Here is a 26,643-nt window from a genome sequence, read left to right as displayed (position 1 = left end):
TCGCCCTTAGTCATTCGCGACGTATTTGAAAATCTGTAAATTTTTGCTGTTCTGAAGCCAGTTCTACGATGACCACATCCGTGACTACCGCATGAGTTGGCCCGACTTTAGCGCGATTCACCAGTTCGGCAACCACACCATCATGACCCAAAAGCAACGCTTCAACTGCACCTGAAGCCAGACTCTGTACATAACCTTTTAAACCTAAAGCAACAGCATATTGTGCAAACCAGCGTCGATATCCAACACCCTGAACTTTTCCCGATATGGTCAGTTTTACTGCTTTCATACCGTATGCTCTCGGTTCACGACCGTATAAATAGCCTGACTCATTTGCTGCGCTTGTAAACCACGTTCACCTTGCTGAGCCAAAAGGTCACCTGCTTGGGCATGCAAGATCACAATTTGATGTAACGCAATGTCATCTTGCAACTGTGCTTTTAAACTGGCAATCATGCCTGCCAATACATCACCCATTCCACCTGTCCCCATCCCCGGATTACCTGCGGTACAAATCCAGAGTTGCGTATCTAAAATCAAGCTTCCTGAACCTTTCAGCACCCATTGTCCTGCATATTTTTTTTGTAAAGCATAAATCGCGGCAATGCGGTCAGACTCCACCGCTGAGGTACTAATACCGAGCAAAGTCGCTGCCTCGCCAGGATGCGGTGTTGCGTACACCTGTTTGCCAAGCTTTACTGGCTTCTCAGCCAAAAACCATAAAGCATCTGCATCTAATACCAACTGCAAAGCACTGGTTTGAATGAGTGGAAACCATGCATCAAACTGCTGCTGAGCCCACGAGTCTCTTCCCAAGCCCATACCAAAACTGATTGCATCCACATGTGCCACCAACGCTTCACGCTCTTGTATGGACATTTGGTTAATATCACGCAGCATAATATTCGGTGCACGGGCTAAAATCGCAGTATGGTGTTTTGCATCACACACCACCGTCACCTTGCCTGCACCCGTATGAAAGGCTGCTTCTGCGGCTAATATCACCGCACCACCCATCTGTGCATGCCCCCCAATCACCAGTACATGCCCATAACTTCCTTTATGTCCAAAGGCTTGACGCGGTACAAGCTGCACATGCTGTGGAGCAAGTGAAGCCAAAGGTTTTAAAGCACTGTCTACAGGAAGTAGCGAAATAAGCGTGACCTCTCCTGAAAATGCTTTACCCTGTCCAGTAAATAAACCTACCTTTAGGCCGAGAGCCGTAAAAGTATAATCGGCGATAACTGCACAAGGTAAAGCTTGGCCCGTGTTGGCCTGTAAACCACTTGGAATATCAACGGCAATTTTTAAGCCTGTTTGTCTATTGATCTGTCGAATGACCGCTTGCCAGTCTGAACTCAGTTCACGGTTTAACCCAATGCCAAACAAAGCATCAATATAGGCATCATATGAATGTTGAAAAGTAAAACCGGTATGAATCATTATCCCCTGTTGCACAGCTGCTGCATGTGCTTGTTGCAGTGAAGTAGACTCTCCCAAAGCAGCTGCATAAATTTCAACGTCATAACCTTGCGCGGCTAGATACGATGCAATCAAGTAACCATCACCTGCATTGTTGCCTTGACCACAACACACCGCAACGCTTTTGACCTGCTGCTGTTTAAGCCTAGGCAGCATCTGTTCAGTTGTTGCCCATGCGACTTGTTGCATCAACCCATAAGCACTATTTTGCTGCGCGAACCAACGCGCTTCCCATGCTTGAATCTCGCTGCTGTGGTACACTTGCTGATGCATGATTTTTCCTTTGTTCTTGGTTATGACAACATCCACATCTTCCTCAAAAATCCCTGTAGATCAATATGATCCAGAGCAGCTTAAGGCTTGGATTAAAGCTGAAGCACTGGCTTTGGGGTTTTCTGATTGTGTCATCGCCAAACCAGATGCTCAAGCTGAATTGCCGCGTTTTAAAAAATATTTAGAACTTGGTTATCATGGTGACATGCATTTTCTTGCTGAAAACTTAGAAAAACGCGCAGATCCAACACTGCTTGTTCCGGGCACCAAAAGCATTATTTGTGTGCGTATGGATTATTTAGTTGCCGTTCCTGAACCACGTCTTGTGCCTTTTGCACCAAATAGCGCCATCATTGCGCGTTATGCACGCGGACGTGACTATCACAAAGTCATGCGTGGGCGTTTAAAGACCCTTTTTCAGAAAATCAAAGCCAAAGTTGGTGATTTTGAATCTCGCCCATTTGCAGACTCAGCACCCATTTTTGAAAAATCATTGGCTGAAAATGCGGGCATGGGCTGGGTCGGTAAACACACCTTACTCATTCATAAAACATCAGGCTCATTTTTTGTCTTAGGCGAACTCTTTACCTCTTTAGAGCTACCTTTTGACCAAGCCACCACCAAACACTGTGGTTCATGTAGCGCATGTATTGATATTTGCCCGACCCAAGCCATTGTTGAGCCTTATTTATTAGATGCGCGTAAATGCATTGCCTATTTAACTATTGAGTTTCAAGGCATTATTCCAGAAGAACTACGCCGCGGTATTGGTAACCGTGTGTTTGGTTGCGATGACTGCCAGCTCATTTGCCCGTGGAATAGCTTTGCCAAAACCACACCAATTGATGATTTTAACCCGCGTCATGGCTTGGATGACATTCAACTAATTGACCTTTGGCAATGGGATGAAAACACCTTTATGGCAAATACAGAAGGGAGTCCCCTACGTCGTACAGGCTACCAAAGCTTTATGCGTAACGTCGCGATTGGTCTAGGTAATGCACCATTTTCAGATGAAATATTGCAGCAATTACAAGCTTCTCGCCCAGAGCTTAACGATATTGTGCAAGTCCATATTGACTGGGCCACCAAAGAGCAACTGATGAAAAAGCACTAATACTTACTTCAAACAGACTCAATCAATCAAAGTTCAATCAAATAGCCATTTGCTTGCATAATTTTATTTATTTTATCTATTTAGCTGCATTTTCAGTGTAACTCAAAATCTAAATAAATAGAATTTTGCGGCCAAATTTCCGAAAAATCGCTCAACTTTGCAACTATTTTTACAATCTCATAAAAAGATAAAATTAAAAACATAATCGGGAGATACTATTAAAACTGAGCAATAATGCCTTTTAAGTTGGCACGTTAAATGTATGATGTATACAAGTTAGAATTAAAAATGGATCGCCATTATGAACCTACGCAATGATTGGACGCGTGAAGAAATCGAAGCTTTGTATGATCAGCCTTTTCTTGATCTCGTCTTTCAAGCGCAGACCGTACATCGCCAACATTTCCAAGCCAATACCATTCAAGTCAGCACTTTATTGTCGATTAAAACAGGAAAATGTCCTGAAGACTGTAAGTATTGTTCTCAGTCAGCACGTTATGACTCAAAACTTGAAGCTGAAAAGCGAATTGCTGTAGACAAAGTTATTTCAGAAGCCAAAGAAGCTTTAGCCTCAGGCTCATCTCGTTTTTGTATGGGTGCAGCTTGGCGTAACCCACATGAACGTGACATGCCTTATGTACTAGAAATGGTTAAAGAAGTGAAAGCTCTTGGTTTAGAGACTTGCATGACTTTAGGGATGCTGAATGAGTCTCAAGCTGGACGTTTAAAAGATGCAGGTTTAGATTATTACAACCATAACCTCGACACTTCACGCGAGTATTATTCACATATTATTAGTACACGTACCTTTGACGACCGTTTAAATACCTTAGAATATGTCCGTCAAGCAGGTATGAAAGTGTGTAGCGGTGGTATTGTTGGTCTAGGTGAAAAGAAAGAAGACCGTATTGGTTTATTGCAAGAGCTTGCAACCATGCCAATTCACCCAGAATCTGTGCCAATCAACATGTTGGTTCCAATTGAAGGCACGCCACTGGCAGATGTTGAAAAACTCGATGTGACGGAATGGATTCGTACCATTGCAGTTGCGCGCATTATCATGCCGCACAGCTATATCCGCCTATCTGCAGGTCGTGAAGCACTTTCTGACTCAGACCAAGCACTTGCATTTATGGCGGGTGCAAATTCGTTGTTCTCAGGTGAGAAACTACTGACCACGCCAAATGCAGGCGAAGGTAAAGATCGTCAACTGTTCACCAAATTAGGTTTAGTGGCAGAAAAGCCAAAACCAACAGTGGCAGACCTTAGCCTAGATGCCATGGCAAGCTAATTCCCAAGATTTGCTAAACACAAAAAAGCCCCTTATTCAGTATGGGGCTTTTTTAATGTCTATCTATTTAACCTTCAGGCGACTGAGCAAAATTATGTGCAGTAATTAAAATACCATAACTGGCATTCAGATAATCACCTTGGAAGATCTCATCTTCACCATTGGCATGGCGTACCGTTAAGGTTTGGCAAATCGCGTCATAGTGAAAAGAATCAAAACACTCTTGATGCTGACACAACCAGCTTAAGGTATCACTCAGATTATCATCGACAATATAAGTCTGTGCTTGAAAATTTTTAGTCATTATCTGTATACGCTAAACACTGTTATTCAGCTATTGTAAGCCGTTCTGCGTCAATTCAGTCGAACTAAGCCATAAAAAAATACAGGCATTAAAAAGTGAGCCTACGCTCACTTTTCCTTAAGATGATTAGTCAGTTTTAGAATCACCGCACTTTCGGCATTCCATATGCTCTCCTATTTCAGTCATTTGTTCATATTCATAAACGTGGATGCAAAATAATTTTTTAAACAACTGAAGCATTTTTAACTCCTGTAAATGATTTTTTAAAAATTCACTTCTTAAAATAGGTATATCTTCCTGAAATACCCACAACTCATATCTCATGAGCTATACACAGTTTTAAACATACTTTTTATAAATTTCAAGTGCCTTTTGTCAAATAACATCATAAAGTGATAAATGGTCATTTACTTTTTTAAATGATGCTTTTTATTTACTTATTGTTCTGCTTCACATCGCTTTTAAAAATGCGGCTGAGAATGAAACAATGCTTGATTTAAATTTGGATCAAGCTAGGATAAAAATACAATCAATGCTCAAAACAGATGTTTCGAGCAACCAATAAAGAGTTTGATAAAAAAGCAACGATAAGGATATTTATACATGCTTGGACGTATGATGTTTCAACCGCTATTAATTAGCAATCTTATTGATCACGCAGAACGCTACCATGCGGATACAGCCATTATTTCTAAAAATACAGACGGCAGTATCACTGAAACCAACTGGGCCAATGTCGCAGCCAATTCTAAGCGATTTGCCAATGTACTCAAAGATTTAGGGCTTTCGCAAAGTGACCGCGTGGCGACCATCGCATGGAACAACCATCGTCACCTAGAATCTTGGTATGCGATCTCTGGCAGTGGTTATATTTGCCATACTATCAACCCACGTTTATTTCCAGAACAACTGATTTTTATTATCAATGATGCCCAAGACCGCGTGGTGTTATTTGATAAAACCTTTGCGCCACTTATTGCTGCAGTAAAAGCCCATTTACCCCATGTAGAGCACTTTATTTGTTTAGATGCTGCAGATGACGCTATTACAGAAAAAATTGCCGATGTGAAATTTTATGATGACTTGGTCAGCAAAGAGTCTGAACAGTTCACTTGGCCAAGCTTTGATGAGCAAACAGCAAGTTCTTTGTGCTATACCTCAGGCACAACGGGAAATCCAAAAGGCGTACTATATAGCCACCGCTCTACCATTTTGCATAGTTTTGCCATCAGCCTACCCGATTCTCTTAATCTGTCTGCAAATGACATTATGTTGCCTGTAGTGCCCATGTTCCATGTTAATGCTTGGGGTACACCTTATGCAGCCGCTATGGTCGGTTGTACCGTTGTATTGCCAGGGCCAGGCTTAGATGGGCCAAGTTTAGTGAACATGATTGATACGTATAAAGTCACTGTGGCTTTGGGTGTACCAACCATTTGGCAAGGTTTACTGGCAGCAGCCAAACAAACAGGCAGCCAACTGGCAAGTATGAATCGTAACGTAGTCGGGGGTTCTGCATGTCCACCATCCATGTTAACAGCCTTTAAAAATGAATATAACTGTGACACCATCCATGCATGGGGCATGACCGAAACCAGTCCACTCGGTTCTGCCAACCAACTTAAAGCCAAACATCAACGGCTCTCTGAACAAGAGCGTTTCAAGCTACGTCTTTCTCAAGGCCGTCCGCCTTTTGGCGTAGATTTACGTCTTACCGATGAAGAAAAAGGCAGCCATGAAATTGCCCGCGATGGTGAACAAATTGGAAATCTACAAATTAAAGGGCACTGGATTATTGACAGTTACTTTGGTAAAGATGAATCCGCACTCACGACCGATGGCTGGTTTGACACAGGTGATATTGCAACCTTAGATGAAGACGGCTTCTTATGCATCAGTGACCGCTCTAAAGATTTAATTAAGTCTGGCGGCGAATGGATTTCATCGGTTGAACTTGAAAACCTGGCGATGGGACATTCAGACATTCTTATGGCAGCCGTTATTGCAGCTGAACATCCAAAATGGGATGAGCGTCCTATTGTCATCGCTGTGAAGAAACCCGATAGCACGGTCACTGAACAAGGTGTCTTAGACTACTATACGGACAAAATTGCGAAATGGCAGATCCCTGACCGTGTGATCTTTGTCGACAGTATTCCACTGAGCGGTACGGGTAAAATGCTAAAACGTGAACTCCGTGCTCAATATGGCCAAGTACTACTGGAACAAAATCCTGTTTAACGTTGTTTAAAATAAAAAGCCTGATCATATGGTCAGGCTTTTCTTTATGTTCGGATAGTTTAAATACCATCAATACAATTTATTTGAAAGCACGTCTAATAAAGACGCTTTAAAGACCTCACCATGCTTTAGATTTGGATAGATTAAAAATTTAGACTCTATGCCCTGCTGATCGAATATAGACAAAATTTCTCTATTTTTATTGATGCCATTTGCATCAAAATTAGCACTTTGCTGTGTTCCACTATGTGTTAAAAGATCACCTTCCATCAGCCATACATGTTTTTGTGGCTCTTTGACTAATTTTACTGTTCTAATTTTTTGCATCATGCGCTCATCTGCCCAAGAAAGTGATGGACTTGCAGCAAAGAAATGGCTGAAATAACGACCATCGAGCAAGCTATCAAGCACAAAAAGCCCTCCATAGGAATGCCCCCATAACGCTCTTTTTTGCGCATCCAGCTTTACATTCCGCTCAACCCAAGGGGCAATATCCTTCAAAATCACATTTCTAAAATCAGCACTTCCCCCGCTCATCCGCTCTGGATTTCTTGGGTCTTGAGCGGGTTTCCCCGTTAATAAATCTGCTGGAGTATAGTCAAGTGAACGAAAAGCTGTGGCAAATGGCAAATTGGTTTTATAACCAATGGCAACCAATACAGGGGCATCATTTTCATACAAAGATTTGAGTATTTCTTCCTTCAGATGGGACATCGCAGCGTTCCCATCCAGCATAAAGACCGATGCATAGGCGTTCTGCGTCTTCTGTACGGTCTTTGGAATACCTAACCAAACGCGATAAGTTTTATTTTGATCTGTAGTTGTAAATTTTTTGACTTTAAAACTGTAATACGCCGAGCCAATTTCAGCAATATTGGCAGGTAAAGGTTTCATTTCAGGTTTTGCATAAATACTTAAGCTGGCACCCAAAATCAACAACGAGCCAAAAATTTGCGAAAGCACAGTAGTAAAAATCTTTCTATAAAGATGAGTCATTTTTCGTATATACAGCCATGAGATACCGAAGCTTAACACACAATAATAGTTATCATTATCAATTAAGTAAATCTTAATCATCTCTCTGTCATGACGTACATCTCATCGATTAAATAGACTACATTTTCTTTGACCACGCACTCCGAAAGATGATTTTTCCTTTTTATACGGATTCAACAAGTCTAGAAAATACCCTTCCAGCTTTTTTATCCCTAAAAAAAAGCCACCGCACTATGAAAGTGCAATGGCTTTATCGACACAATCAAAAAACTTAAAGCTTTTTCCATGTCATGTTGCTCAAACCTTTCGCATCTTTTGCTGTGGCTTGTACCTTCATCTGATCTTTACCAGCATTTAACTGCGCAGTATTGATGTTATACACACGGCCATCTTGAGGATTCAGCCATTGGCCTTTTGCGAATTTTTGACCTGTTGCATCACCCATTAAGCCATTCAGCACTTGCATACCAAAAATCGGTTTATCCTTAAGCCCACCCTGACACTTACTACATACATCACTTACAGGCGCCCCAGCCAAAGGATAGTACTTGGTCACCACTGCACTATATTGTGATGTTTTAGAATTCTTACGAATCACAATATCTGAAATGTAATACCCTGTCCGATCATCAATCACTTTCCATGTTCCAATAAGCGGGTCAAATGGCATGGCGAAAGCAGAATGAGACAACCCCAAAAACAGTGCTGATGCACACAAAAACTTATGTTTCATAAAGTAAATTACAATAAAAATGAAGAAATAAACGGTCGCGATTATAGCAATTCTATTCTTTTAATTATCTATTATTTCATTAAAATTAAATATTTATATGAATTAAGCTGTGAGAAGCATCAACAAAAAAATTGCATATAAAAAAAGCCTCCGAAGAGGCTTTTTTTATAATGTATCAGAGCTTTATATTAAGCCGCTGAACGTTCTTCAATCGGTACTACTTTACGCAGCTCAGGCCCCGTATAGTCCGCACTTGGACGAATAATACGGTTGTCCGCACGTTGTTCCATCACATGAGCAGCCCAACCTGTCACACGGCTCATCACGAAGATTGGTGTGAATAACTTGGTCGCAATATCCATGAAGTGGTAAGCCGATGCATGGAAGAAGTCTGCGTTACAGAATAATTTCTTTTCACGCCACATCACTTCTTCACAGCGTACTGAAACTGGATACAGTACCGTGTCACCGACATCTTTGGCTAAACGCTCTGACCAGATTTTGATGATGCCATTACGTGGGTCATTGTCTTTGTAGATTGCATGTCCAAAGCCCATGATCTTTTCTTTACGTTCCAATTTGCCCAGCATTTCTCGCTCTGCTTCTTCAGGGGACGTCCAGTTTTCAATCATTTCCATCGCTGCTTCGTTTGCTCCACCGTGTAATGGACCACGCAGTGAACCAATTGCACCGGTAATGCATGAATGCATATCCGATAAGGTTGATGCGCATACACGTGCTGTGAAGGTTGATGCGTTAAATTCATGCTCTGCATAGAGGATCAGTGAGACATTCATCACTTGTTCATGCAGTTCATTTGGTTTTTCACCACGCAGCAAGTGTAGGAATTGAGCACCGATTGAGTCGTCATTGGTGTTTTCTTCAATGCGTACGCCATCATGGCTAAAGCGGTACCAGTAGCAAATGATCGCTGGAAGCGTTGCGAGAATGCGGTCTGCAACATCTTGCTGTTCGGCAAAAGATTGTTCTGTTTCGAGGTTACCTAGCATCGATACGCCTGTGCGCATCACATCCATCGGGTGTGAATCTGCTGGGATACGCTCTAAGACTTCTTTGAGTGCTTGTGGCAGTTGGCGCAGTGATTTGAGTTTAGCTTTGTAAGCGGTGAGTTGTTCTGCTGTTGGCAGTTCACCAAAGAAGATTAGGTAAGCGACTTCTTCAAACTGGCAGTTTTCTGCTAAGTCTTGGACGTCATAACCACGGTAGGTTAGACCTGCTCCGCTTTTGCCTACGGTTGATAGTGCTGTCTTTCCTGCGACTTGTCCGCGCAATCCTGCGCCTGTGAGGACTTTTCCTTCAGCCATTTTTAATTCTCCTGTTTAAACAGCTTGTCTAATGTGTTTTCAAAGGTGTGGTAATCCAGAAATTCGTAGAGTTCTTTGCGCTGTTGCATTTTGTCGAGAACGTTGACTTGGGTACCGTCATTGCGAATGGCATGCATGACTTCCAGTGCTGCTTTTTGCATGGCACGGGTCGGTGACAGTGGGTACAGCACCATCGAGATGCCTTGTTCTGCCAGTTGTTCTTTGGTGTAGTATGGGGTATCGCCAAATTCGGTGATGTTGGCCAATACAGGGACACCGACTGCATCACAGACGGTTTTGTACATGGTAATGTCAGTCATGGCTTCGGCAAAGATCGCATCAGCACCGGCTTCTACACAGGCACAGGCACGGTCAATTACCGCTTGTAGGCCTTCTTTTTGTAGAGCATCGGTACGTGCCATCACCACAAAGTTTGCATCGGTTTTAGCATCGACAGCCGCTTTTACGCGGTCGACCATTTCTTGTTGGGTGACGATTTCTTTGTTTGGACGGTGGCCACAGCGTTTTTGTGCTACTTGGTCTTCGATGTGCACTGCGGCTGCGCCTGCGGCAATCATTTGTTTCACAGTGCGGGCAATGTTAAATGCCCCACCCCAACCGGTGTCGATATCGACCAGTAATGGGGTGTCTACACGTTCGGTAATGCGGCGTACATCTTCCAAAACATTATCCAGACTGGTCATGCCTAAGTCAGGCAATCCATAAGAGTAGTTGGCTACACCAGCACCCGAAAGGTAGATGGCCTTGTAGCCCACCTGTTTCGCCATCATTGCTGCATAAGCATTGACTGTACCGATAATTTGTAATGGTTTTTCCACTTCTAGTGCTTGTCTAAATCTTAAGCCTGCAGATTTTTGTTCTGTCATCGTCCTTTCCACGGCATTTACTTTAATTTTCGAGTTTTGAGTATAGCCATAATGACTGAATTGGCTATGACATTTTAGAATGAAAACTCTAAAACTTTAGTCCCATGGTTCACGCTTTTATTGTGTAATTTTCTTCCATGCATTGGGCTTTAGTGGTAAACAGTTAAGCCCCAAAACAACAATGTGTACATATTTTTGCTATGATAGCAACTAGAGATCCACATTTATTAGGCTGTTGTTAGTTATATGCACGACTCAGTTCAACTAGAACCCCTTACACGTGACATACCTCACACAAAACGAGGTCATGAACGCTGTCTTGCATTTTTATTAAGTGCAAACGAGTTGTTTTTGCAACATGGCTACGATGCAGTTTCACTTGATGATATTGTCAATCATGCGGGTGGTTCAAAAGCATCGATTTACAAATATTTTGGAAATAAAGACGGTCTTTTTACAGCCATTTGTGACTATCGTCGTGAGCTGTTTTTTAAAGATATTTGTATACCTTTTGATTTTACTAAGGACAATTTGCGCGTTTATTTAATACAAACCATTTTAAATATTCAAACGCATCTTGTGCTTCCAGAAAATGCCTCTTTTTTAAGACTCATTATGGAACAAGTACAACGTAATCCGCAGTTGGCCTTTCATATTCACAAACAAGGGCCTAAACATATTGAAGATGCTGTGGCTTGTGTTTTAACCAAAGCAGATGAAATAGGTATTATTCGATGTGAACACCCGAATTATTCTGCGCAGCTTTTTTTTGGCATTGTGCGCGAATTAGAGTGGCGAGTACTCATGAACATCTATGTTGAAGAAAATGAACAAGAAAATCTAGAATATGTTCATTATTGTGTAGATCGCTTCTTAGCAGGTCATCAAAAAGTCTAGTTTTTTTGCAATTTCCTTTGCATATAGTATATTAATCGACTCTCTTTTTTCTTTTCACCAACCAACAACTAATTGTTGTTCTGTACCTATTTCGGTTTTCAGCAATTATTGTGGAGTAACAATGGCTCTACGTCACTTTCTTACCTTACGCGATTTATCTACTTTAGAACTGAACCAAGTTGTGCAACGCGGTATCGAACTAAAGCGTAAACAGCACAACAGCGAAGTATTCCAACCGTTTGTTGGTAAAGTCATGGGTATGATTTTTGAAAAATCGAGCACCCGTACCCGTGTATCGTTCGAAGCAGGCATGAGCCAGTTTGGTGGCAGTGCAATTTTCCTCTCTCCACGAGACACCCAATTGGGTCGTGGTGAACCGATTGAAGATTCAGCACGCGTGATTTCAAGCATGTTGGATATTGTGATGATCCGTACTTTTGGACATGACATTGTTGAACGTTTTGCCTCTTATTCAAAAGTTCCTGTGATTAATGCTTTAACCGATGATCACCACCCTTGCCAACTACTTGCAGATGTTCAAACTTTTGTTGAACACCGTGGGCCTATTGCAGGCAAAACGGTAGCGTGGATTGGTGATGGCAACAATATGTGTAATTCATATATTGAAGCTGCGCATATGTGGGGCTTTAAGTTAAAAATTGCTGCGCCTAAAGGTTATGAACCCAAAGCAGAATTTTTAAGTGAATTTGCACATTGTGCAGAACTGGTGAACTCAGCTGAAGATGCTGCCGTAAATGCAGACCTCATCGTGACCGATGTATGGGCAAGCATGGGCCAAGAAGAAGAGCAAAAAATTCGTGAAGCTGCGTTTGCAGACTATCAAGTAAATGAACGTCTTATGGATCTTGCTCATCCTGATTGTTTATTTATGCATTGTTTACCTGCACATCGCGGCGAAGAAATTTCTGAAAAAATGCTCGACCATAAAAATGCCGTGGTTTGGGATGAAGCTGAAAACCGCTTACATGCACAAAAAGCATTGGTTGAATTTTTAATCAATGAAAATACTAAGAAAGATTAATTAATTTTTCCAACGAAAAGCACCTAAGGGTGCTTTTTTTATACGGGTAAAGCTATAATCTGAACATAATTTTTATAAGCGACACTTTCCATGCATTTCAAAAAAACTGGCCTGTGCCTTGCTACAATTCTAAGCTCTACGTTTTTTCAGGTCCAAGCCTCAGAGTTTGATGACTACTTACAATCCAAACAAATTATTGATCAAAATTTTAAAATTAAGCAACCAGAAACGTTGAATGAAATATTAACGGTATTAACTGCAGAAGACTCTCGAACCCTCCCAATTGAAATTGATAACAACACTATCATTGAACAATTTAATCTATATGCAGACCGTACCGAGCTTAAAGGCTTGATCATTACCCCTGACTTCGCGCAATTTGAACAGGATTTGGGTACGAAAGAAGTTCAAAAAGTGATTAAAAAGAATGTTGTGCAAAACTGCAATATTTTCTTCGAGCATCAATATCAACGCCATAATCCCTACATTGTAAAATTACAGCTCAGCTCTGAGAAAAATAGCTACGATTTAGAATTAAAGCAAAAAGATTGTGGTATCAAATAGTACCTTTTTAGCGATTGGTTCTCTACTTTAGCGAACCAATCCTTGCGGTTGTAAGATAATCATGGCCGCACCAATCAACACCACTGTCCCACCCATTATGTCCCAACGGGATAAATAAACTTGATCGACATAACGCAACCATAGCAATGCGGTAAAAATATAAATTCCGCCATAAGCGGCATAAATACGTCCCGAAGCAGCCGGATGTAAGGTCAACAACCATACAAAAGTACCTAGCGCTAAGGCTGTAGGAATCCACAACCAATGACTTCTTCCCTGATTTAAAATCAAATAAGGGAAATAACAGCCTAATATTTCCATCACAGCGGTTACCAAAAACAGTACAAATGTACTTAAAACTTTCGTCAATTGAATATCCATGCAACCTACTTTTATTACTTCTAACTGTTAAATACTTTTTTCAATAAAAAACCCGTGCGAACACGGGTTTTTTATTATGTAGCAATTCTTAAGCAGGTTCAGCCGTTTGGTCTTCAAAAACTTCAAGTTTTAGACCCACCGCTTTACCATTTTCGTTCTTCACAGAGACCGCAACATTGCCACCATGTTCTGCAAGCTCACCAAATAGAATCATTTCAGCCAGTGGTTTTTTCAAATGCTCTTGGATGAGTCGTTGCATTGGGCGAGCGCCCATTAAACGGTCATAGCCATTTTCAGCCATCCACTCACGCGCACTTTGATCCACTTCTAGAATGACTTTTTTCTCATCCAGTTGCGCTTGTAGTTCAGTTAAGAACTTATCCACCACATTTTCAATTACTGTCGTTGGCAAAGCTTTAAACTGAATCACACTGTCCAAACGGTTACGGAACTCTGGAGAAAACGCTTTCTTCATCGCATCTTGGTTATCATTACTGTTGTCTTGATCCATGAAGCCAATACTCACGCGAGAAATAGTTTCTGCGCCAATATTTGTGGTCAAGACCAACACCACATTACGGAAGTCTGATTTACGACCATTGTTATCGGTCAATGAACCATGATCCATGATTTGTAGCAATAAGTTGAATACGTCTGGATGCGCTTTTTCAATCTCATCTAGCAATAATACACAGTGCGGATTTTTATGAATCGCATCGGTCAACAGACCACCTTGGTCAAAGCCGACATAACCTGGAGGCGCACCAATCAAACGTGAAACTGCATGGCGCTCCATGTACTCCGACATATCGAAGCGAACCAGCTCAACACCCAGTAATTTCGCAAGCTGCTTGGTGACTTCTGTTTTACCTACCCCAGTTGGGCCTGCAAAAACAAAACTACCCACAGGCTTATCTGGTGATTTTAAGCCTGCACGCGACAGTTTAATTGCTGAGCCTAAAGCTTCAATGGCTTCATCTTGACCAAAGACCACACGTTTTAAATCACGTTCAAGATTTTCAAGAACGGTCTTATCATCTTTAGATACGGTTTTTGGTGGAATACGTGCAATTTTCGACACGATATCTTCAATATTTTCCACGGTAATCAAGGTGTCATCTTGTTCAGCTTTCAGACGACGTTGTGCCCCTGCTTCATCAATGACATCAATGGCTTTATCTGGCAAGAAACGATCATTAATGAACTTTGCAGACAGCTCAACCGCAGAAATTAAAGCTTTGTCATCATATTTAACATGATGGAAATCCTCAAACTTGCTCTTCAAACCACGTAGAATATCAATCGTTTCTGAAATAGATGGCTCATTGACATCAATTTTTTGGAAACGGCGTGACAATGCATGATCTTTTTCAAAGACTTGGCGGTATTCTTGGAATGTGGTTGAACCAATGCAGCGCAATGAGCCATTGGCCAAAGCGGGTTTAATCAAGTTTGATGCATCCATCGTACTGCCCATACTTGAGCCCGCACCAATAATCATGTGGATTTCATCAATAAACAAAACTGCTTCTGGTTTCTTTTTCAACGCGTTCAAAAGCTGTTTTAAACGTTTTTCAAAGTCACCCCGGTATTTGGTTCCTGCTACCAAAGCACCAATGTCCAAACTATACACTTCAGCATTTGCCAATGGTTTCGGTGCTTTACCATTAACAATGAGCCAAGCTAAGCCTTCAGCAATCGATGTTTTACCGACGCCAGGATCACCGACCAATAACGGGTTGTTTTTACGACGACGGCACAAAATTTGCGCAGCACGTTCAATTTCTTTTTCACGACCAATTAAAGGATCCGTTTTGCCCTTTTGTGCCTCAACATTTAAGTTGGTTGTATACAGCTCTAAAGGGCCTGCGTTGCTTGAACTGGTCGATTCACCATCGAGATCTTCAATTTCTTCTTCCACTTGCACTTCGTCTTTACGTGTGCCGTGGGCCAAGTATTGTGTCAGAGTTAAACGGTTAATTTGATGGCGTTTCAAGAGGTAGACTGCAAAAGAGTCACGCTCAGAGTACATCGCCACTAAAATGTCTGCGCCTTCAACTGTACGATCACCACCGCTTGATTGCACATGAAAAATTGCACGTTGTAAGATACGGTCAAAACTTTCAGTTGGATGCGGAGCTTGGTCACTGTTTTCGCCCAGCTTAGGAGTGTGCTGCTCTACATATTCTTCAAGCTCTTTGCGAAGCACAATAATATCTGCACCGCAGGCTTTCAATGCATTTACGGCCGAATCATTATCGAGTAAAGCCAATAATAAATGTTCAACGGTTAGGAATTCATGTCTCTTTTGTCGAGCCATACTAACAGCCAAACGTAAGGATACTTCTAATTGACGACTGAGCATGGAACCCCCTTAATCTTTCGGCTCAATCTGACAAAGTAAAGGATGACCTTGAGACCGAGCGTAATTATTGACTTGGTTTGCTTTTGTTTCCGCGATGTCTCTCGGGTAAACGCCTGCAACACCTTTTCCTTCATAATGTACAGTTAGCATTACTTGAGTGGCTTGGTCAAGATTCAAAGCAAAGTATTGTTGTAAAATTTCAATAACAAAGTCCATTGGGGTGTAGTCATCGTTCATTAAAACGACAGCATAGAGTGGCGGACGCTTAAGTTCTGGTGGCGCGGTTTGGACAGCGACATCCCCATTTTCTTCTTCATGCGGTTCATCATTGCTCAAGCGCGGGCTGATATGCCAATCGACATAGCCAGATTCATGAAAAGACTGCTTGATTTCATTTAAACACGTTGAACGCTTAGAGATACCCATAAACTTACAATTCACAATTATTGTGCATTCGCCTCAGCCTGAGGAATTTCAGAGACAAATGCTGATTGACTTTCTACGGCTTCACCACGTGACCAACTAAAGCGTCGTGTCACTGGTGTGCTACCTGTTAAACGGACTTCGATAAACTGCGGCGTAAAGCCTTTAGGCATCGTCCAACGCCCTGTTAAACGCTCATAGTTTTCAAAGTTAAAGTTTTTGTCTTCAAGAGGCACAACTAAAACCTCTGTACCACGAATGAGTCGGAGTTCAACTGTACCTGAAGCTGCACGTTTAGATGGACTGACTTGAACCAAGTCAAGTTGATATTCAAATGCATTTTCAGGCAAAGGTTTAATCGCAATATGCTGCACAGCCAGTGGAATACCACCGCGTTGACGCAAAACCTCACGGTAAATCACAGCAGTGGTTTCAGATTGCGCTTGTTGATCTAGAGCTTTTTGCAATGACAAATACAGCTCATTTGAATTGGTCACAGCAACATCACGCTCCTGAACAGCAGCGTTATAGTTTTTATTTAAAGCATCCAGACTGGTCTTTTGCTTTTGTACCACTTCGACCAGTTGCTCAGCATCTGCATCAAAACCTACCACCGTTAAACCCTGACGATGTCCGACGGTATAGCCCAATCCCCCACTTGCAAGCATCAATATTGCAGCACCAATTGCCAAGGGCTTATTGGTCTGTAAAAACGGCTTTGCAGGTTCAGGCTGTTGTGACGTCATATTTGTGTCAGTGTTCGGCATCGTCATCTCTTATTTTGATTCAATTCAAAACACACATTTAAATCGAAATCTAAATGTGTGTGAAGTTTTAAAACGTTTTTTATGGTAATAAACCAATTCCGTCTAGGCCCGCTGTTTCAGTAAATCCAAACATTAAGTTCATGTTTTGAACGGCCTGACCTGCTGCACCTTTAACCAAATTGTCTTGTACTGAAATGACCACTAATTTTTTCGGTTGTGGTTTATACAGCGCAATACGTAGTTGATTTGCACCCCGCACAGAACGTGTCTCTGGTGAACTTCCCGCAGGCATCACATCGACAAAAGCTTCATTGGCATAAAACTGTTCATATAAACTTTGCACATCAGCAGCTTCACCTGCATCGGTTAAGTCCACATAAATCGTGCTCAGCATGCCACGAATCATTGGCACCAAATGCGGGACAAATAAAATGTGGTTAAACACCTCTTTTAAGCCTGAAATATTTTCCAACGCTTCCACAATTTCAGGATGATGACGGTGACCTGCAACGCCATAAGCTTTGAAATTATCTGCATTTTCAGAATAGATCATACCAAGGCTGGCTTTACGACCTGCACCAGACACACCCGATTTTGCATCAATAATAATGCTTTCAGGTTTAACTAATGTGTCGTTTTGCTTAAATAACGGCGCTAAACCCAGTTGTACTGTTGTTGGATAACAACCAGGGTTACCAATGACATTGGCATGTTTAATCTGTTCACGGTTTAATTCTGACAAACCATAAACCGAGTCTTTCAGTAGTTCAGGGCACGCATGTTGCATGCCATACCATTTTTCAAACTGTTCTAAGTCTTGTAAACGGAAGTCTGCGGCAAGGTCAATCACTTTAGTATTTGCAGCCACCAACTCTTCGGCATGCTTCATGGCAACGCCATGCGGTGTCGCAAAGAACACCACATCACATTTTTTCAGTTCATCAATATTCAAATCTGAATATTTAAGTTCGGTATGTCCACGTAGGCTTGGGAACATATCATCTACACGGCGACCGTCTTCTGTACGCGATGTTAATACGTTTACTTGCACATTTGGGTGTCGTAGTAAAAGACGCAACAATTCAACGCCTGTATAACCTGTACCGCCGACAATACCAACTGAAATCACGTGTATTACCTCAAACTTAAACTGTCCATTTCGTAACTGCCTAGTATGACAGGAAGTTTCTGCTTTCTAAACTGTTTTACTTGGAATTTATGCGTTTTTAGTGCTATCGACACCTAATGAGACACATCCAATATACTCTGTGCAGGCTCAAAACCAATCTGATTTCGTCCCGAATGTTTCGCCTGATATAACAATTGATCGGCATCATGTATGGCATATTTTAAGTTGGGTTGATGTACTGCAGCCAGTCCAAAACTTGCTGTCACGGCAATATTTTTTGAGGATAATCGTGCATCGGCAATACCTAAACGAATACGATTGGCAATATTATAAGCCAGCGTGGGGTCATCAATTTGCAATAAGACAATGAACTCCTCTCCACCAAAACGCCCCACTAAGTCGTGCGCACGGACGTTTTGCCCAATAATTTGACCGACTTGTTGTAAAATTTGATCACCCACCAAATGCCCATAGGTATCATTTATTTTCTTAAAATGATCAATATCACACATGAGCAAGAAATAAGACTGTTTAGAGAGCTGATGCAACTTCCGTTTAGCCGCTTCGTTAAAACCACGTCGATTGAATAAATGCGTTAGCGGATCTCTTAGTCGCTCATCATTAAGTTGATGGATAATATCGCGCACCAAGGTTCCGAGCAGCACTATTGCAAACCACATACTTAAGATAATGCTCGCAGCAAGCATCATCAGCCACCAAACTGAATTTGCCAGCATGTCTGCTTCGATATTTCTTAAAAAGAGAAAAATAATGATTCCGCGAACAAAGGTATACAGCACAATAAACAAGTAGGAAAAGTCGACTATTTTATTGAGCAAATCAATCCCTTGATAATGTTTAAACATTGAAAACAAAACCAAAGACTCAACCAATGCAATTGAAATGTTTAAAATCAGCATTCTGATCCACAGTTGATCATCTACGTAGGAATAATAACTGAGTGAAAGTAAAGCCATCACGACCAAGGCCAGACACCAATATGGACGTGCATTGGCATTCTTTCTTAAGCCTATGGCATAGGCGCTGGCCCATGCGCCAAACAAATACATACTGCCTAAAATGGGTGCCGACAAAGCCAACTGCTTATTCGACATCAAACTTTGTGCCGCCACAGAAAACGAAGGCACAATATATCCAAGCCCGAGCCACAATAAATATGAGGGAGCCCTAAAAGCAAAATGACATATTAAAAGCAAGCTTCCCATTAAAATCAGGCAAGCTGGAACGATTAATATAAAATAGTGGATATCTGTAAAATTCACATTTGAGGTCTTTGGACTGAAATTGAGGAATGTTTACCTTAGATCATGAAGTTTAGAGCATTTTTTGACTAACGCTCAATCAATCAGAAGAAATTATTTTTCAATTTTGTACGTAAAATTAACTTTAAGCGCTTGCCCACCAATACGGCAATGCGGTTGTTTTTAAGGTTCTTTGATGCTGCTGAAAAGCGGCATCATATTTAGCAACTTCCGCCCAGAAACGTGCACTATGATCAAAATGTTGCGTATGTGCGAGTTCATGCACACAGACGTAACGCGTAATGACTTCAGGAAACAGCACTAAGGCACTGTTAAGCATGATGTCATGTTTGGCACTACAACTCCCCCAGCGGGTCTTGGGCTGACGAATTGAACATTGTGCAAATTTCAAACCAGTTTCATGACTAATCTGTTGCAAATAAATAGGCAAGTGCTGTTTGGCATATGCAATTACAAAAGATTTTAAATAACTTTCGGGCTGACGGTCACTGATCCAAAGCTGATGATTATCCTCATCCCAAATATACGCATTTTTTTGTGTTTTATAGCTCACCGTTAAAGCATTTTGGCGATTAAATAACCGCAACTCTGTGGGAAGGGTTCGATCTATCTGTACCAGACTGGCTTGTTGCTTCTGCCAAGTTTCAACCATCCACTGTTCAGATTGATTTAAAAAATCCTGAATTTGCCGTTTGCTACAAAACTTAGGCACGGTTAAACGAATTTGAGTTGGTTCAACACGAAGTCGTAACCGGGTCGCACGTGCATGATGGGTGATTTGAATTTCAGGTAGGTCTGCTAAGGTCATTAATATTATTCTTTTATTGAATCATCCTCCCCGGCCCTCCTTTTGAAAGGAGGGAGAAAAACATAAGATAAAAATGTTTTTGCTTTTAGCCTCTTATTTTCAAAGAGAGGTTTGGGGAGATTTAAAATTAAACCGCCGTACGTTCTTCAATACCGCTGTCTGTTGCAACAACTGCCACATCTGCTTTATTGATTGCAAAAATACCATTACACACCACACCTGGAATGTCGTTAATGGTTTTTTCAAGCTCAAGCGCATTTAAGATATTTAAGTTATAGACGTCTAAAATCACGTTACCGTTATCCGTCACCACGCCTTCACGGTAAGCAGGATCACCACCGAGCGCTACAATTTTACGTGCCACAGCTGAACGAGCCATTGGAATCACTTCAATCGGAAGTGGGAAGTCACGCCCCAATTGATCAACCCACTTAGAGTCATCAACGATACAAACAAATTTTCTCGCAATTGAAGCCACGATTTTCTCGCGAGTAAGTGCAGCCCCACCACCTTTGATCATATGCATATGACGGTCAATTTCATCTGCACCATCTACATAGGCATCTAAACCGCCCACAGAGTTCATATCAACCACTTCAATGCCTAATTTTTTTAAGCGCTCAGCCGTTGCTTCTGAACTTGCCACAGCCGCTTCAAGCTGAAGCTCAGGTAAAAGTTCAATTAAGAAATTGACGGTGCTGCCTGTACCCACCCCTAAAATGCCACCTTTAGGTAAGTGCTTTAAGGCAGCTTTTGCAGCAGCTTGCTTTTTTTCATCTTGGGTAGCATACAGACTCATAATTTGGCTCAACTATTTTTTGACATTTGTTGCTGATTTTACAGCCCAAATGTACAGGGGTTTGTTACAATGATCCTCTATTTTAAACTGTTAAATGGGAAATTAACATGCTGTCTCGTTTGGTTCGACAAATATTACAAGCAACAGTCTACGATGTTGCAATCGAAACTCCACTCGAAGCGGCACCTCGAATTAGTGAGAAACTCAATAACAACATTCGTTTTAAACGTGAAGACTTACAACCAGTCTTTTCATTTAAGCTGCGCGGTGCCTATAACCGCATTAGCCAACTCCCTAGAGCCCAACTTGAACGTGGCGTGATTACTGCGTCTGCTGGCAACCATGCCCAAGGTGTAGCACTGTCAGGTAAAAAACTCGGGATTCGCGCCATTATTGTGATGCCGAAAACCACCCCAGATATTAAAGTTCAGGCAGTCAAACGCTTAGGCGGTGAAGTAGTTCTCCATGGCGACTCTTTTGATGTTGCCAACAAATATGCAATTCAACGTGCTGCAGAAGACGGTATGAGTTTTATTCCACCCTATGACGATGAACTGGTCATGGCAGGTCAAGGCACGATTGGCAATGAAATTTTGCGCCAATGGCGCGATGTCGACTATGTCTTCGTCGCTGTTGGTGGCGGTGGTTTAATTGCTGGTGTAGCAGCCTACTTAGGCGATGTTGCACCACATGTCAAAGTCATTCCAGTTGAATATGACGAATCTGCTTGTTTAAAAGCTGCATTTGAAGCAGGTGAACGTGTTGTACTGCCTCAAGTCGGCTTATTTGCTGATGGCACAGCTGTAGCACAGATTGGTGAAAAACCATTTGAAGTGATTCAACTACAAAAGTCAGATAACTCAGGCCCGCTCGTTGAGCGTGAAGTAGTTTTAGTCAATACAGATGAAATTTGTGCCGCAATTAAAGACACCTATGATGAATGTCGTAGCATCGTTGAACCATCGGGTGCGATGGCCTTAGCAGGGATTAAAAAATATGTTGAAACACACGAGCTAATTGGGCAAAACATCGTCTCAATTGTATGTGGTGCAAACATGAACTTTGACCGTTTACGTTATATTGCAGAACGTACTGAATTGGGTGAACGCAAAGAAGCTATTTTTGCTGTGACCATTCCAGAGAAAAAAGGTTCTTTTCTGAATTTCTGCCGAGCGCTACAGGGCCGTAATATCACCGAGTTTAACTACCGTGCGAGCGATGCCAGTGCAGCGCAAGTCTTTGTCGGCATTAGCTTAAAAGGCGGTGAAAAAGAGCGTCATGATATTTTTGAAGCACTCAAAACTCAGTTCGATGTCGATGACTTATCTGATGATGAAGTAGCAAAACTGCATATTCGCTACCTGATTGGTGGTCATGCAGATCTTGAAAATGAGCGTTTGTTCCGTGTTGAGTTCCCTGAACGTCCAGGTGCTCTGTTAATGTTCCTCGAACGCCTTGGACCTACGCATAACATTACCCTATTCCACTACCGTAACCACGGTGCTGCGGAAGGTCGTGTCCTTGTAGGTTTAGAAGCAAGTGACGCGAAACAAAACCCAGATGGTTTGATTGAAACCTTAGAAAGTATTTCGTATCCATATGAAGAAATTACCAATAACCTAGGTTATCAACGTTTCTTAAAATAAAAGATTCAATACATACATAAAACCGCCCTTCGAGGCGGTTTTATTCTATGAGCTGCATCGGCTCTTCATCACCGAACGTGTGATTATATGTAACAATAATTCTATCGATCAGCTCATCATTATGCGGTACCAACAGCCAATAAGGGTTTTCCCGCTCAATAACCAGCAAACTGAGTTCATAAGGCTCGATAAAAATTTTAATGTGGTTAAAAATAACATCAAAACTAAACTCAAAATCATAACCATGCATGTCTGAGGTTTCTTCTTCCTCACTGTCATACATTTGATAAAAAGACGCCATATCATCATTAATTTGGTTTTTCAGCTCGTCTAAGTCAATACCTAACTGTTGGAGTCGATGGCATTCATCAATACCATTTTGTCGAAAATCATCGAGTTCTATTTTTTGAATGTTTGAATAATCGCTATTCAACCAACGTACAAAGTGCTCGAACTCATCTTGTTCTTCTGGAATTGCGGTATCATTCAATTCTGGAAACGCGACCCTCAGGGATTCATACAGTGTCTTCCGCATTTATATACTCCTTTGGATGAGTGATATATTGGTATAAGGCAAAGCGCGGTTGAGCGAAAAAAGCGTGTCTGTATAAAGATGACATCTTGTGAAATTTGGCACAACATTCGTTAACAATCGACGTATAAAAAATTTAAAGGAAAGATGACATGGCACAATTTGCAGTGATTGGTTTAGGAAGCTTTGGAGCCACAGTTGCAACTCAACTCATTGAACTGGGACATGATGTCATTGGTATCGATAGCGAAAAAAAATATGTTGAAAATATTTCTGAGCAGGTGACCCATGCTGTCATCGCCGACGCAACAGATGAACATGTCCTCGATGAATTAAATATTAAAAACTGCGATGCCGTGGTGGTCGCAATTGGTGAAAATATTGAAGCCAGTATTTTGTGTGTGCTGCACCTCAAAAATATTGGGGTTGAAAAAATTTGGGTCAAAGCCAAATCAAAGTCGCACCATATGATTTTAAGCCATTTAGGGATTAGTAAAATTATTCACCCTGAAGAGGACATGGGCGTACGGATTGCGCAGTCTTTATGCTACCCCATGGTCAGTCGCTATATGGCGCTTGAAGATAACCACTATATTGTCAAAATTGAAATTGATGAAAAACTACAAGGGACTCGCTTCCGCCAACTGATGGATCAAGCACCTGATGTGAAAACATTACTCCATAAACGTGGCAAAGACGTTTTGTACAGCATTGACCCCAATTTAATTTTACAAGTGGGTGATATTCTAGTTGTTGAAGGTTTACTCGAAACATTACGTCGTCTTTCAGCACGGTTCAAATCATGAAAAAAGTCAAAGAATGGCAAACCCAACCAAACAGCACCATTAATTTAAGCCCGCCCAGCCTGCTGGCTTTGGGGTTTTTGAGCTTTATTATTATTGGGACTCTATTATTAAAGTTACCCATTTCGCACCACGGTGAACTGAGTTGGATTCACTCTTTGTTCACCGCCAGCTCAGCAGTCACCATTACGGGACTGTCTGTGGTGAATGTCGGTGAAACTTTTACCGTAACAGGTAAAGTCATCATCATGCTACTGATTCAAATTGGTGGCTTAGGCTTTATGACTTTTGCAATTTTAGCCGCACTGAGTCTGTCGACCAAACTCGGTTTAAAGCAACAAATCATGGCGCAAGAGACCATTGGTCAAACCAGCTTATCCAAAGTGTCCTTCACCATTAAAGGTGTACTGCTGTATTCCTTATTTTTTGAAGCGATCGGTACGGTTATTTTGACCATTGCATGGTTAGAAGATTACAACTTCAACCAAGCTCTTTTTTATGCGGCTTTTTATAGTGTATCCGCATTTAACAATGGTGGCTTTTCACTGTTTCCCAACAGTCTAATGAGCTTCTCGGGTCAGTATCTCATTACCTTTACCATCAGTATGCTATACATCATTGGTGGGACAGGTTTTGTGGTGTTAATGGACATTAAACACAGCAAAAGTTGGAAAGGCTTAAGTACCAATAGCAAACTGATTTTATCCACCATTGCAGGCTTAAACCTCATCGCTTTTGTTCTTTTATGGGCGATTGAATCGAACAATCCCCTCACTTTAGCGCCAATGAGCTTAGGTGACCAAGCTTTAAATGCATGGTTCCATGCCACCGTACCTCGTTCATCGGGCTTTAACAGTCTTGATTTGGCACAGATGAAAGATGCTTCGACCCTCGTGACTATGTTACTGATGTTCATTGGGGGTGGCTCGATGAGTACCGCAGGCGGGATTAAAGTAGGTACTTTTATTATTGTTTTACTCAGCGTGATTAGCTTCCTTCGACGCGAAGATGAAATTCGTGTGTTCAATCACTCTGTTTCTCAAAAAACCTCTTTTAAGGCGATGGCTGTCGTCTCTATTACCGCAGCACTTATTTTCTTAGGCATCTTTAGTTTATCTTTAATCGAACCTAATCATCAGTTTATGGATTTGTTATTTGAAGCCATTTCCGCTGCTTGTACTGTCGGTTTGTCACGCGGCATCACGGGTGAACTTCAACCTGCAAGTTTATTTATCTTGATGCTCTTGATGTTTGCAGGTCGTTTAGGTCCTTTAACGCTGGCCTACCTGATAGCGACGCCGAAAAAGAGCCGCCTAAAACACCCAACTGCCGATATTCAAATTGGTTAAAACACCTAACACTTAAACATAAAAAACCACGTATTGAACGTGGTTTTTTTATGTTTCTAAATTAGTACCAATTCATTAAGGAAACACCCAAGCCCACATAAGTCGCTCGGTGGTTATAATCAATTAAGCTTTCGCCATAACCATCAAATAACTGGAAATGGCCACGCAACTTCCCTGAAATAGGAAAAGCCCAGTCAAACTGTGCAGCACCGCGCGAGTCATCGCCACCTTTTAAACTATGGCGTAGCATGAGTGAAAAATCATGTTCATTCCAACGGTAGAATGCTGTTAAGTCACCCCGTCCGACATAATCCTTAATATCAGGGTTATTATCATCATCTGCATCTTCGTCTAAGCGATACCAAGGGCGCAGCATGAGAGCAAAGTTGTCTCTTTCAAAACCCACATTCAACATGACACGGTTCCAACTACGTGACAGCGGATCGGAACGACCATTAGACTGATGATTGAAAGTTAATCCCAGCAAGCGGCCATTTAAACCCAACAATTCATAATTGGTGCGGAAAACCAAACTGGCTTCAGGCTCATAGTTCGTTTCACGGAACGGACGTGATTCATCACTATTATAAAGCTGCCAACGAGAAGACTGGGTATAACCCAACCAAACATCGCCATTGTCCCCAAATAGGTTTTCCACCGCTTTGGTTTTTAAAGACAGTTGGAATTTCGCTTCCATTGACTTTAGGTTCTGATCTTCATCCACCGTATTGGTCGGATTTGGACTTTGTGGATATTCATTTTTATCTGTCGTCCAAAAACCAGGCATTAAATACACAGGTTGGTAGGCACGAATATTCCAAGTTCCCAGTTTGCTTTCTGGTGAAAGCTCCCAACGGCTATCCATTAAAGATAAATTTGGCGATATTTTAGGGCCTTCCGAAGCAAAGACAGAGCTTACACTTTGCGCAATCTTCCCTGTGATATTTTCAGGTTCTGGCGCAATTTCCATGGCTGCACGTTGCTCAGAAACAATGCGCGGCTTTACTGCTTCAGGAATTTTGAATAATGCATCATAACAAGCCAAACGGTCTGCATTCGATGCTAATGCAACACATGCCTCGGCTGTTGCAGGAGTTGCAGGTACTTCGGAAATTTGTGCATGTGTTTTAGCGACACCCAAAGTACTGAGCACAGTCATGCTCAGTACTAAAGTTGAACGCTCAAATGATTTGAACGCCATACGAC

General features: G+C 41.7%; 26 protein-coding genes. 9 read left to right on the top strand and 17 right to left on the bottom strand.

Features of this window, described 5'->3' with window-relative positions:
* Positions 1-10: 10 nt before the first annotated feature.
* Both AC4CU2_RS06885 and AC4CU2_RS06880 read right to left on the bottom strand, forming a co-directional pair.
* Positions 11-289: an acylphosphatase gene (locus AC4CU2_RS06885; RefSeq protein ID WP_490768504.1), complete on the bottom strand. Its 279-nt coding sequence runs from the start codon at positions 287-289 to the stop codon at positions 11-13.
* Positions 286-1,755: an NAD(P)H-hydrate dehydratase gene (locus tag AC4CU2_RS06880; protein WP_490768503.1), complete on the bottom strand. Its 1,470-nt coding sequence runs from the start codon at positions 1,753-1,755 to the stop codon at positions 286-288. Before AC4CU2_RS06880 ends, AC4CU2_RS06885 begins: the two co-directional genes overlap by 4 nt.
* Positions 1,756-1,777: 22 nt before the next feature.
* On the opposite strand from AC4CU2_RS06880, the gene queG reads away from it, so the two are divergent.
* Entirely contained in the window at positions 1,778-2,872 is a 1,095-nt protein-coding gene (gene queG / locus AC4CU2_RS06875) for a tRNA epoxyqueuosine(34) reductase QueG (RefSeq protein ID WP_490768502.1), read from the top strand.
* 301 nt (positions 2,873-3,173) lie between these two features.
* Complete coding sequence (gene bioB, locus AC4CU2_RS06870) at positions 3,174-4,163, top strand: biotin synthase BioB (RefSeq protein ID WP_004981788.1); 990 nt, start codon at positions 3,174-3,176, stop codon at positions 4,161-4,163.
* Between the two features lie 67 nt (positions 4,164-4,230).
* Here bioB and AC4CU2_RS06865 read toward each other — a convergent pair whose 3' ends face one another.
* Positions 4,231-4,467 carry a hypothetical protein gene (locus AC4CU2_RS06865; RefSeq protein WP_078390266.1) on the bottom strand — a complete coding sequence of 79 codons (237 nt, stop codon included), beginning with the start codon at positions 4,465-4,467 and terminating at the stop codon, positions 4,231-4,233.
* Between the two features lie 603 nt (positions 4,468-5,070).
* Here AC4CU2_RS06865 and AC4CU2_RS06860 point away from each other — a divergent pair.
* Positions 5,071-6,708, top strand: a complete 1,638-nt coding sequence (locus AC4CU2_RS06860) for a long-chain-fatty-acid--CoA ligase (RefSeq protein WP_490768501.1) — start codon at positions 5,071-5,073, stop codon at positions 6,706-6,708.
* Between the two features lie 69 nt (positions 6,709-6,777).
* Here AC4CU2_RS06860 and AC4CU2_RS06855 read toward each other — a convergent pair whose 3' ends face one another.
* The 4 genes from AC4CU2_RS06855 to prpB all read right to left on the bottom strand — a co-directional run bounded on the left by AC4CU2_RS06855 (position 6,778) and on the right by prpB (position 10,649).
* Entirely contained in the window at positions 6,778-7,704 is a 927-nt protein-coding gene (locus tag AC4CU2_RS06855) for an alpha/beta hydrolase (RefSeq protein WP_125281340.1), read from the bottom strand.
* A gap of 271 nt (positions 7,705-7,975) precedes the next feature.
* Positions 7,976-8,437, bottom strand: a complete 462-nt coding sequence (locus AC4CU2_RS06850) for a DUF2147 domain-containing protein (protein WP_010326945.1) — start codon at positions 8,435-8,437, stop codon at positions 7,976-7,978.
* Between the two features lie 188 nt (positions 8,438-8,625).
* Positions 8,626-9,762 carry a bifunctional 2-methylcitrate synthase/citrate synthase gene (prpC, locus tag AC4CU2_RS06845; protein ID WP_224468976.1) on the bottom strand — a complete coding sequence of 379 codons (1,137 nt, stop codon included), beginning with the start codon at positions 9,760-9,762 and terminating at the stop codon, positions 8,626-8,628.
* A 2-nt stretch (positions 9,763-9,764) separates the two neighbouring features.
* Positions 9,765-10,649 (bottom strand): methylisocitrate lyase, encoded by an 885-nt coding sequence (gene prpB / locus AC4CU2_RS06840; protein WP_062033198.1) that lies wholly within the window; start codon positions 10,647-10,649, stop codon positions 9,765-9,767.
* 246 nt (positions 10,650-10,895) lie between these two features.
* On the opposite strand from prpB, the gene AC4CU2_RS06835 reads away from it, so the two are divergent.
* From AC4CU2_RS06835 to AC4CU2_RS06825, 3 genes are all read left to right on the top strand, one after another.
* A complete protein-coding gene (locus AC4CU2_RS06835) occupies positions 10,896-11,546 on the top strand; it encodes a TetR/AcrR family transcriptional regulator (protein WP_078388813.1) in 651 nt (216 codons plus the stop codon).
* 121 nt (positions 11,547-11,667) lie between these two features.
* A complete protein-coding gene (gene argF / locus AC4CU2_RS06830) occupies positions 11,668-12,588 on the top strand; it encodes an ornithine carbamoyltransferase (RefSeq protein WP_010326946.1) in 921 nt (306 codons plus the stop codon).
* Between the two features lie 90 nt (positions 12,589-12,678).
* Positions 12,679-13,152, top strand: a complete 474-nt coding sequence (locus AC4CU2_RS06825; protein ID WP_176537833.1) for a hypothetical protein — start codon at positions 12,679-12,681, stop codon at positions 13,150-13,152.
* Positions 13,153-13,179: 27 nt separating this feature from the next.
* Here the strand turns inward: AC4CU2_RS06825 and AC4CU2_RS06820 are convergent, their stop codons facing one another.
* From AC4CU2_RS06820 to rpiA, 8 genes are all read right to left on the bottom strand, one after another.
* Positions 13,180-13,533, bottom strand: a complete 354-nt coding sequence (locus AC4CU2_RS06820; protein WP_201703135.1) for a YnfA family protein — start codon at positions 13,531-13,533, stop codon at positions 13,180-13,182.
* A gap of 88 nt (positions 13,534-13,621) precedes the next feature.
* Positions 13,622-15,898, bottom strand: a complete 2,277-nt coding sequence (clpA, locus tag AC4CU2_RS06815; RefSeq protein ID WP_151836134.1) for an ATP-dependent Clp protease ATP-binding subunit ClpA — start codon at positions 15,896-15,898, stop codon at positions 13,622-13,624.
* 9 nt (positions 15,899-15,907) lie between these two features.
* Positions 15,908-16,324 carry an ATP-dependent Clp protease adapter ClpS gene (gene clpS, locus AC4CU2_RS06810; RefSeq protein WP_004981811.1) on the bottom strand — a complete coding sequence of 139 codons (417 nt, stop codon included), beginning with the start codon at positions 16,322-16,324 and terminating at the stop codon, positions 15,908-15,910.
* A 17-nt stretch (positions 16,325-16,341) separates the two neighbouring features.
* Entirely contained in the window at positions 16,342-17,088 is a 747-nt protein-coding gene (locus AC4CU2_RS06805; RefSeq protein WP_078424936.1) for a DUF6776 family protein, read from the bottom strand.
* Between the two features lie 79 nt (positions 17,089-17,167).
* On the bottom strand, positions 17,168-18,223 hold the full coding sequence (argC, locus tag AC4CU2_RS06800; RefSeq protein WP_490769221.1) for an N-acetyl-gamma-glutamyl-phosphate reductase: 1,056 nt from the start codon (positions 18,221-18,223) through the stop codon (positions 17,168-17,170).
* Positions 18,224-18,330: 107 nt separating this feature from the next.
* Positions 18,331-19,365, bottom strand: coding sequence for a GGDEF domain-containing protein (locus tag AC4CU2_RS06795; RefSeq protein ID WP_490768500.1), 1,035 nt, complete (start codon positions 19,363-19,365; stop codon positions 18,331-18,333).
* Positions 19,366-19,624: 259 nt separating this feature from the next.
* The gene (locus AC4CU2_RS06790; RefSeq protein WP_490768499.1) at positions 19,625-20,308 is read right to left on the bottom strand and encodes a YgjP family zinc-dependent metalloprotease; all 684 of its coding nucleotides are present in this window, start codon (positions 20,306-20,308) and stop codon (positions 19,625-19,627) included.
* Positions 20,309-20,435: 127 nt separating this feature from the next.
* Complete coding sequence (rpiA, locus tag AC4CU2_RS06785; RefSeq protein WP_004696685.1) at positions 20,436-21,107, bottom strand: ribose-5-phosphate isomerase RpiA; 672 nt, start codon at positions 21,105-21,107, stop codon at positions 20,436-20,438.
* Between the two features lie 107 nt (positions 21,108-21,214).
* Here rpiA and ilvA point away from each other — a divergent pair, with 107 nt between their 5' ends.
* Complete coding sequence (gene ilvA / locus AC4CU2_RS06780; RefSeq protein WP_004696682.1) at positions 21,215-22,753, top strand: threonine ammonia-lyase, biosynthetic; 1,539 nt, start codon at positions 21,215-21,217, stop codon at positions 22,751-22,753.
* Positions 22,754-22,793: 40 nt separating this feature from the next.
* Here the strand turns inward: ilvA and AC4CU2_RS06775 are convergent, their stop codons facing one another.
* The gene (locus AC4CU2_RS06775; RefSeq protein WP_490768498.1) at positions 22,794-23,288 is read right to left on the bottom strand and encodes a hypothetical protein; all 495 of its coding nucleotides are present in this window, start codon (positions 23,286-23,288) and stop codon (positions 22,794-22,796) included.
* A gap of 149 nt (positions 23,289-23,437) precedes the next feature.
* On the opposite strand from AC4CU2_RS06775, the gene AC4CU2_RS06770 reads away from it, so the two are divergent.
* Together AC4CU2_RS06770 and AC4CU2_RS06765 are read left to right on the top strand one after the other, a co-directional pair.
* Positions 23,438-24,091: a potassium channel family protein gene (locus tag AC4CU2_RS06770; RefSeq protein WP_168158807.1), complete on the top strand. Its 654-nt coding sequence runs from the start codon at positions 23,438-23,440 to the stop codon at positions 24,089-24,091.
* Positions 24,088-25,437: a TrkH family potassium uptake protein gene (locus AC4CU2_RS06765; RefSeq protein ID WP_490768497.1), complete on the top strand. Its 1,350-nt coding sequence runs from the start codon at positions 24,088-24,090 to the stop codon at positions 25,435-25,437. The genes AC4CU2_RS06770 and AC4CU2_RS06765 overlap by 4 nt, the downstream gene beginning before the upstream one ends.
* A 61-nt stretch (positions 25,438-25,498) precedes the next feature.
* On the opposite strand, the gene AC4CU2_RS06760 is transcribed toward AC4CU2_RS06765, so the two are convergent.
* The gene (locus tag AC4CU2_RS06760; RefSeq protein ID WP_490768496.1) at positions 25,499-26,638 is read right to left on the bottom strand and encodes a phospholipase A; all 1,140 of its coding nucleotides are present in this window, start codon (positions 26,636-26,638) and stop codon (positions 25,499-25,501) included.
* Positions 26,639-26,643 lie beyond the last annotated feature (5 nt).

It is taken from the genome of Acinetobacter sp. 797_lipA, assembly GCF_058243025.1.
Note: the sequence above shows the minus strand (reverse complement) of the source record. Positions and strands in the feature narration are given on the sequence as shown.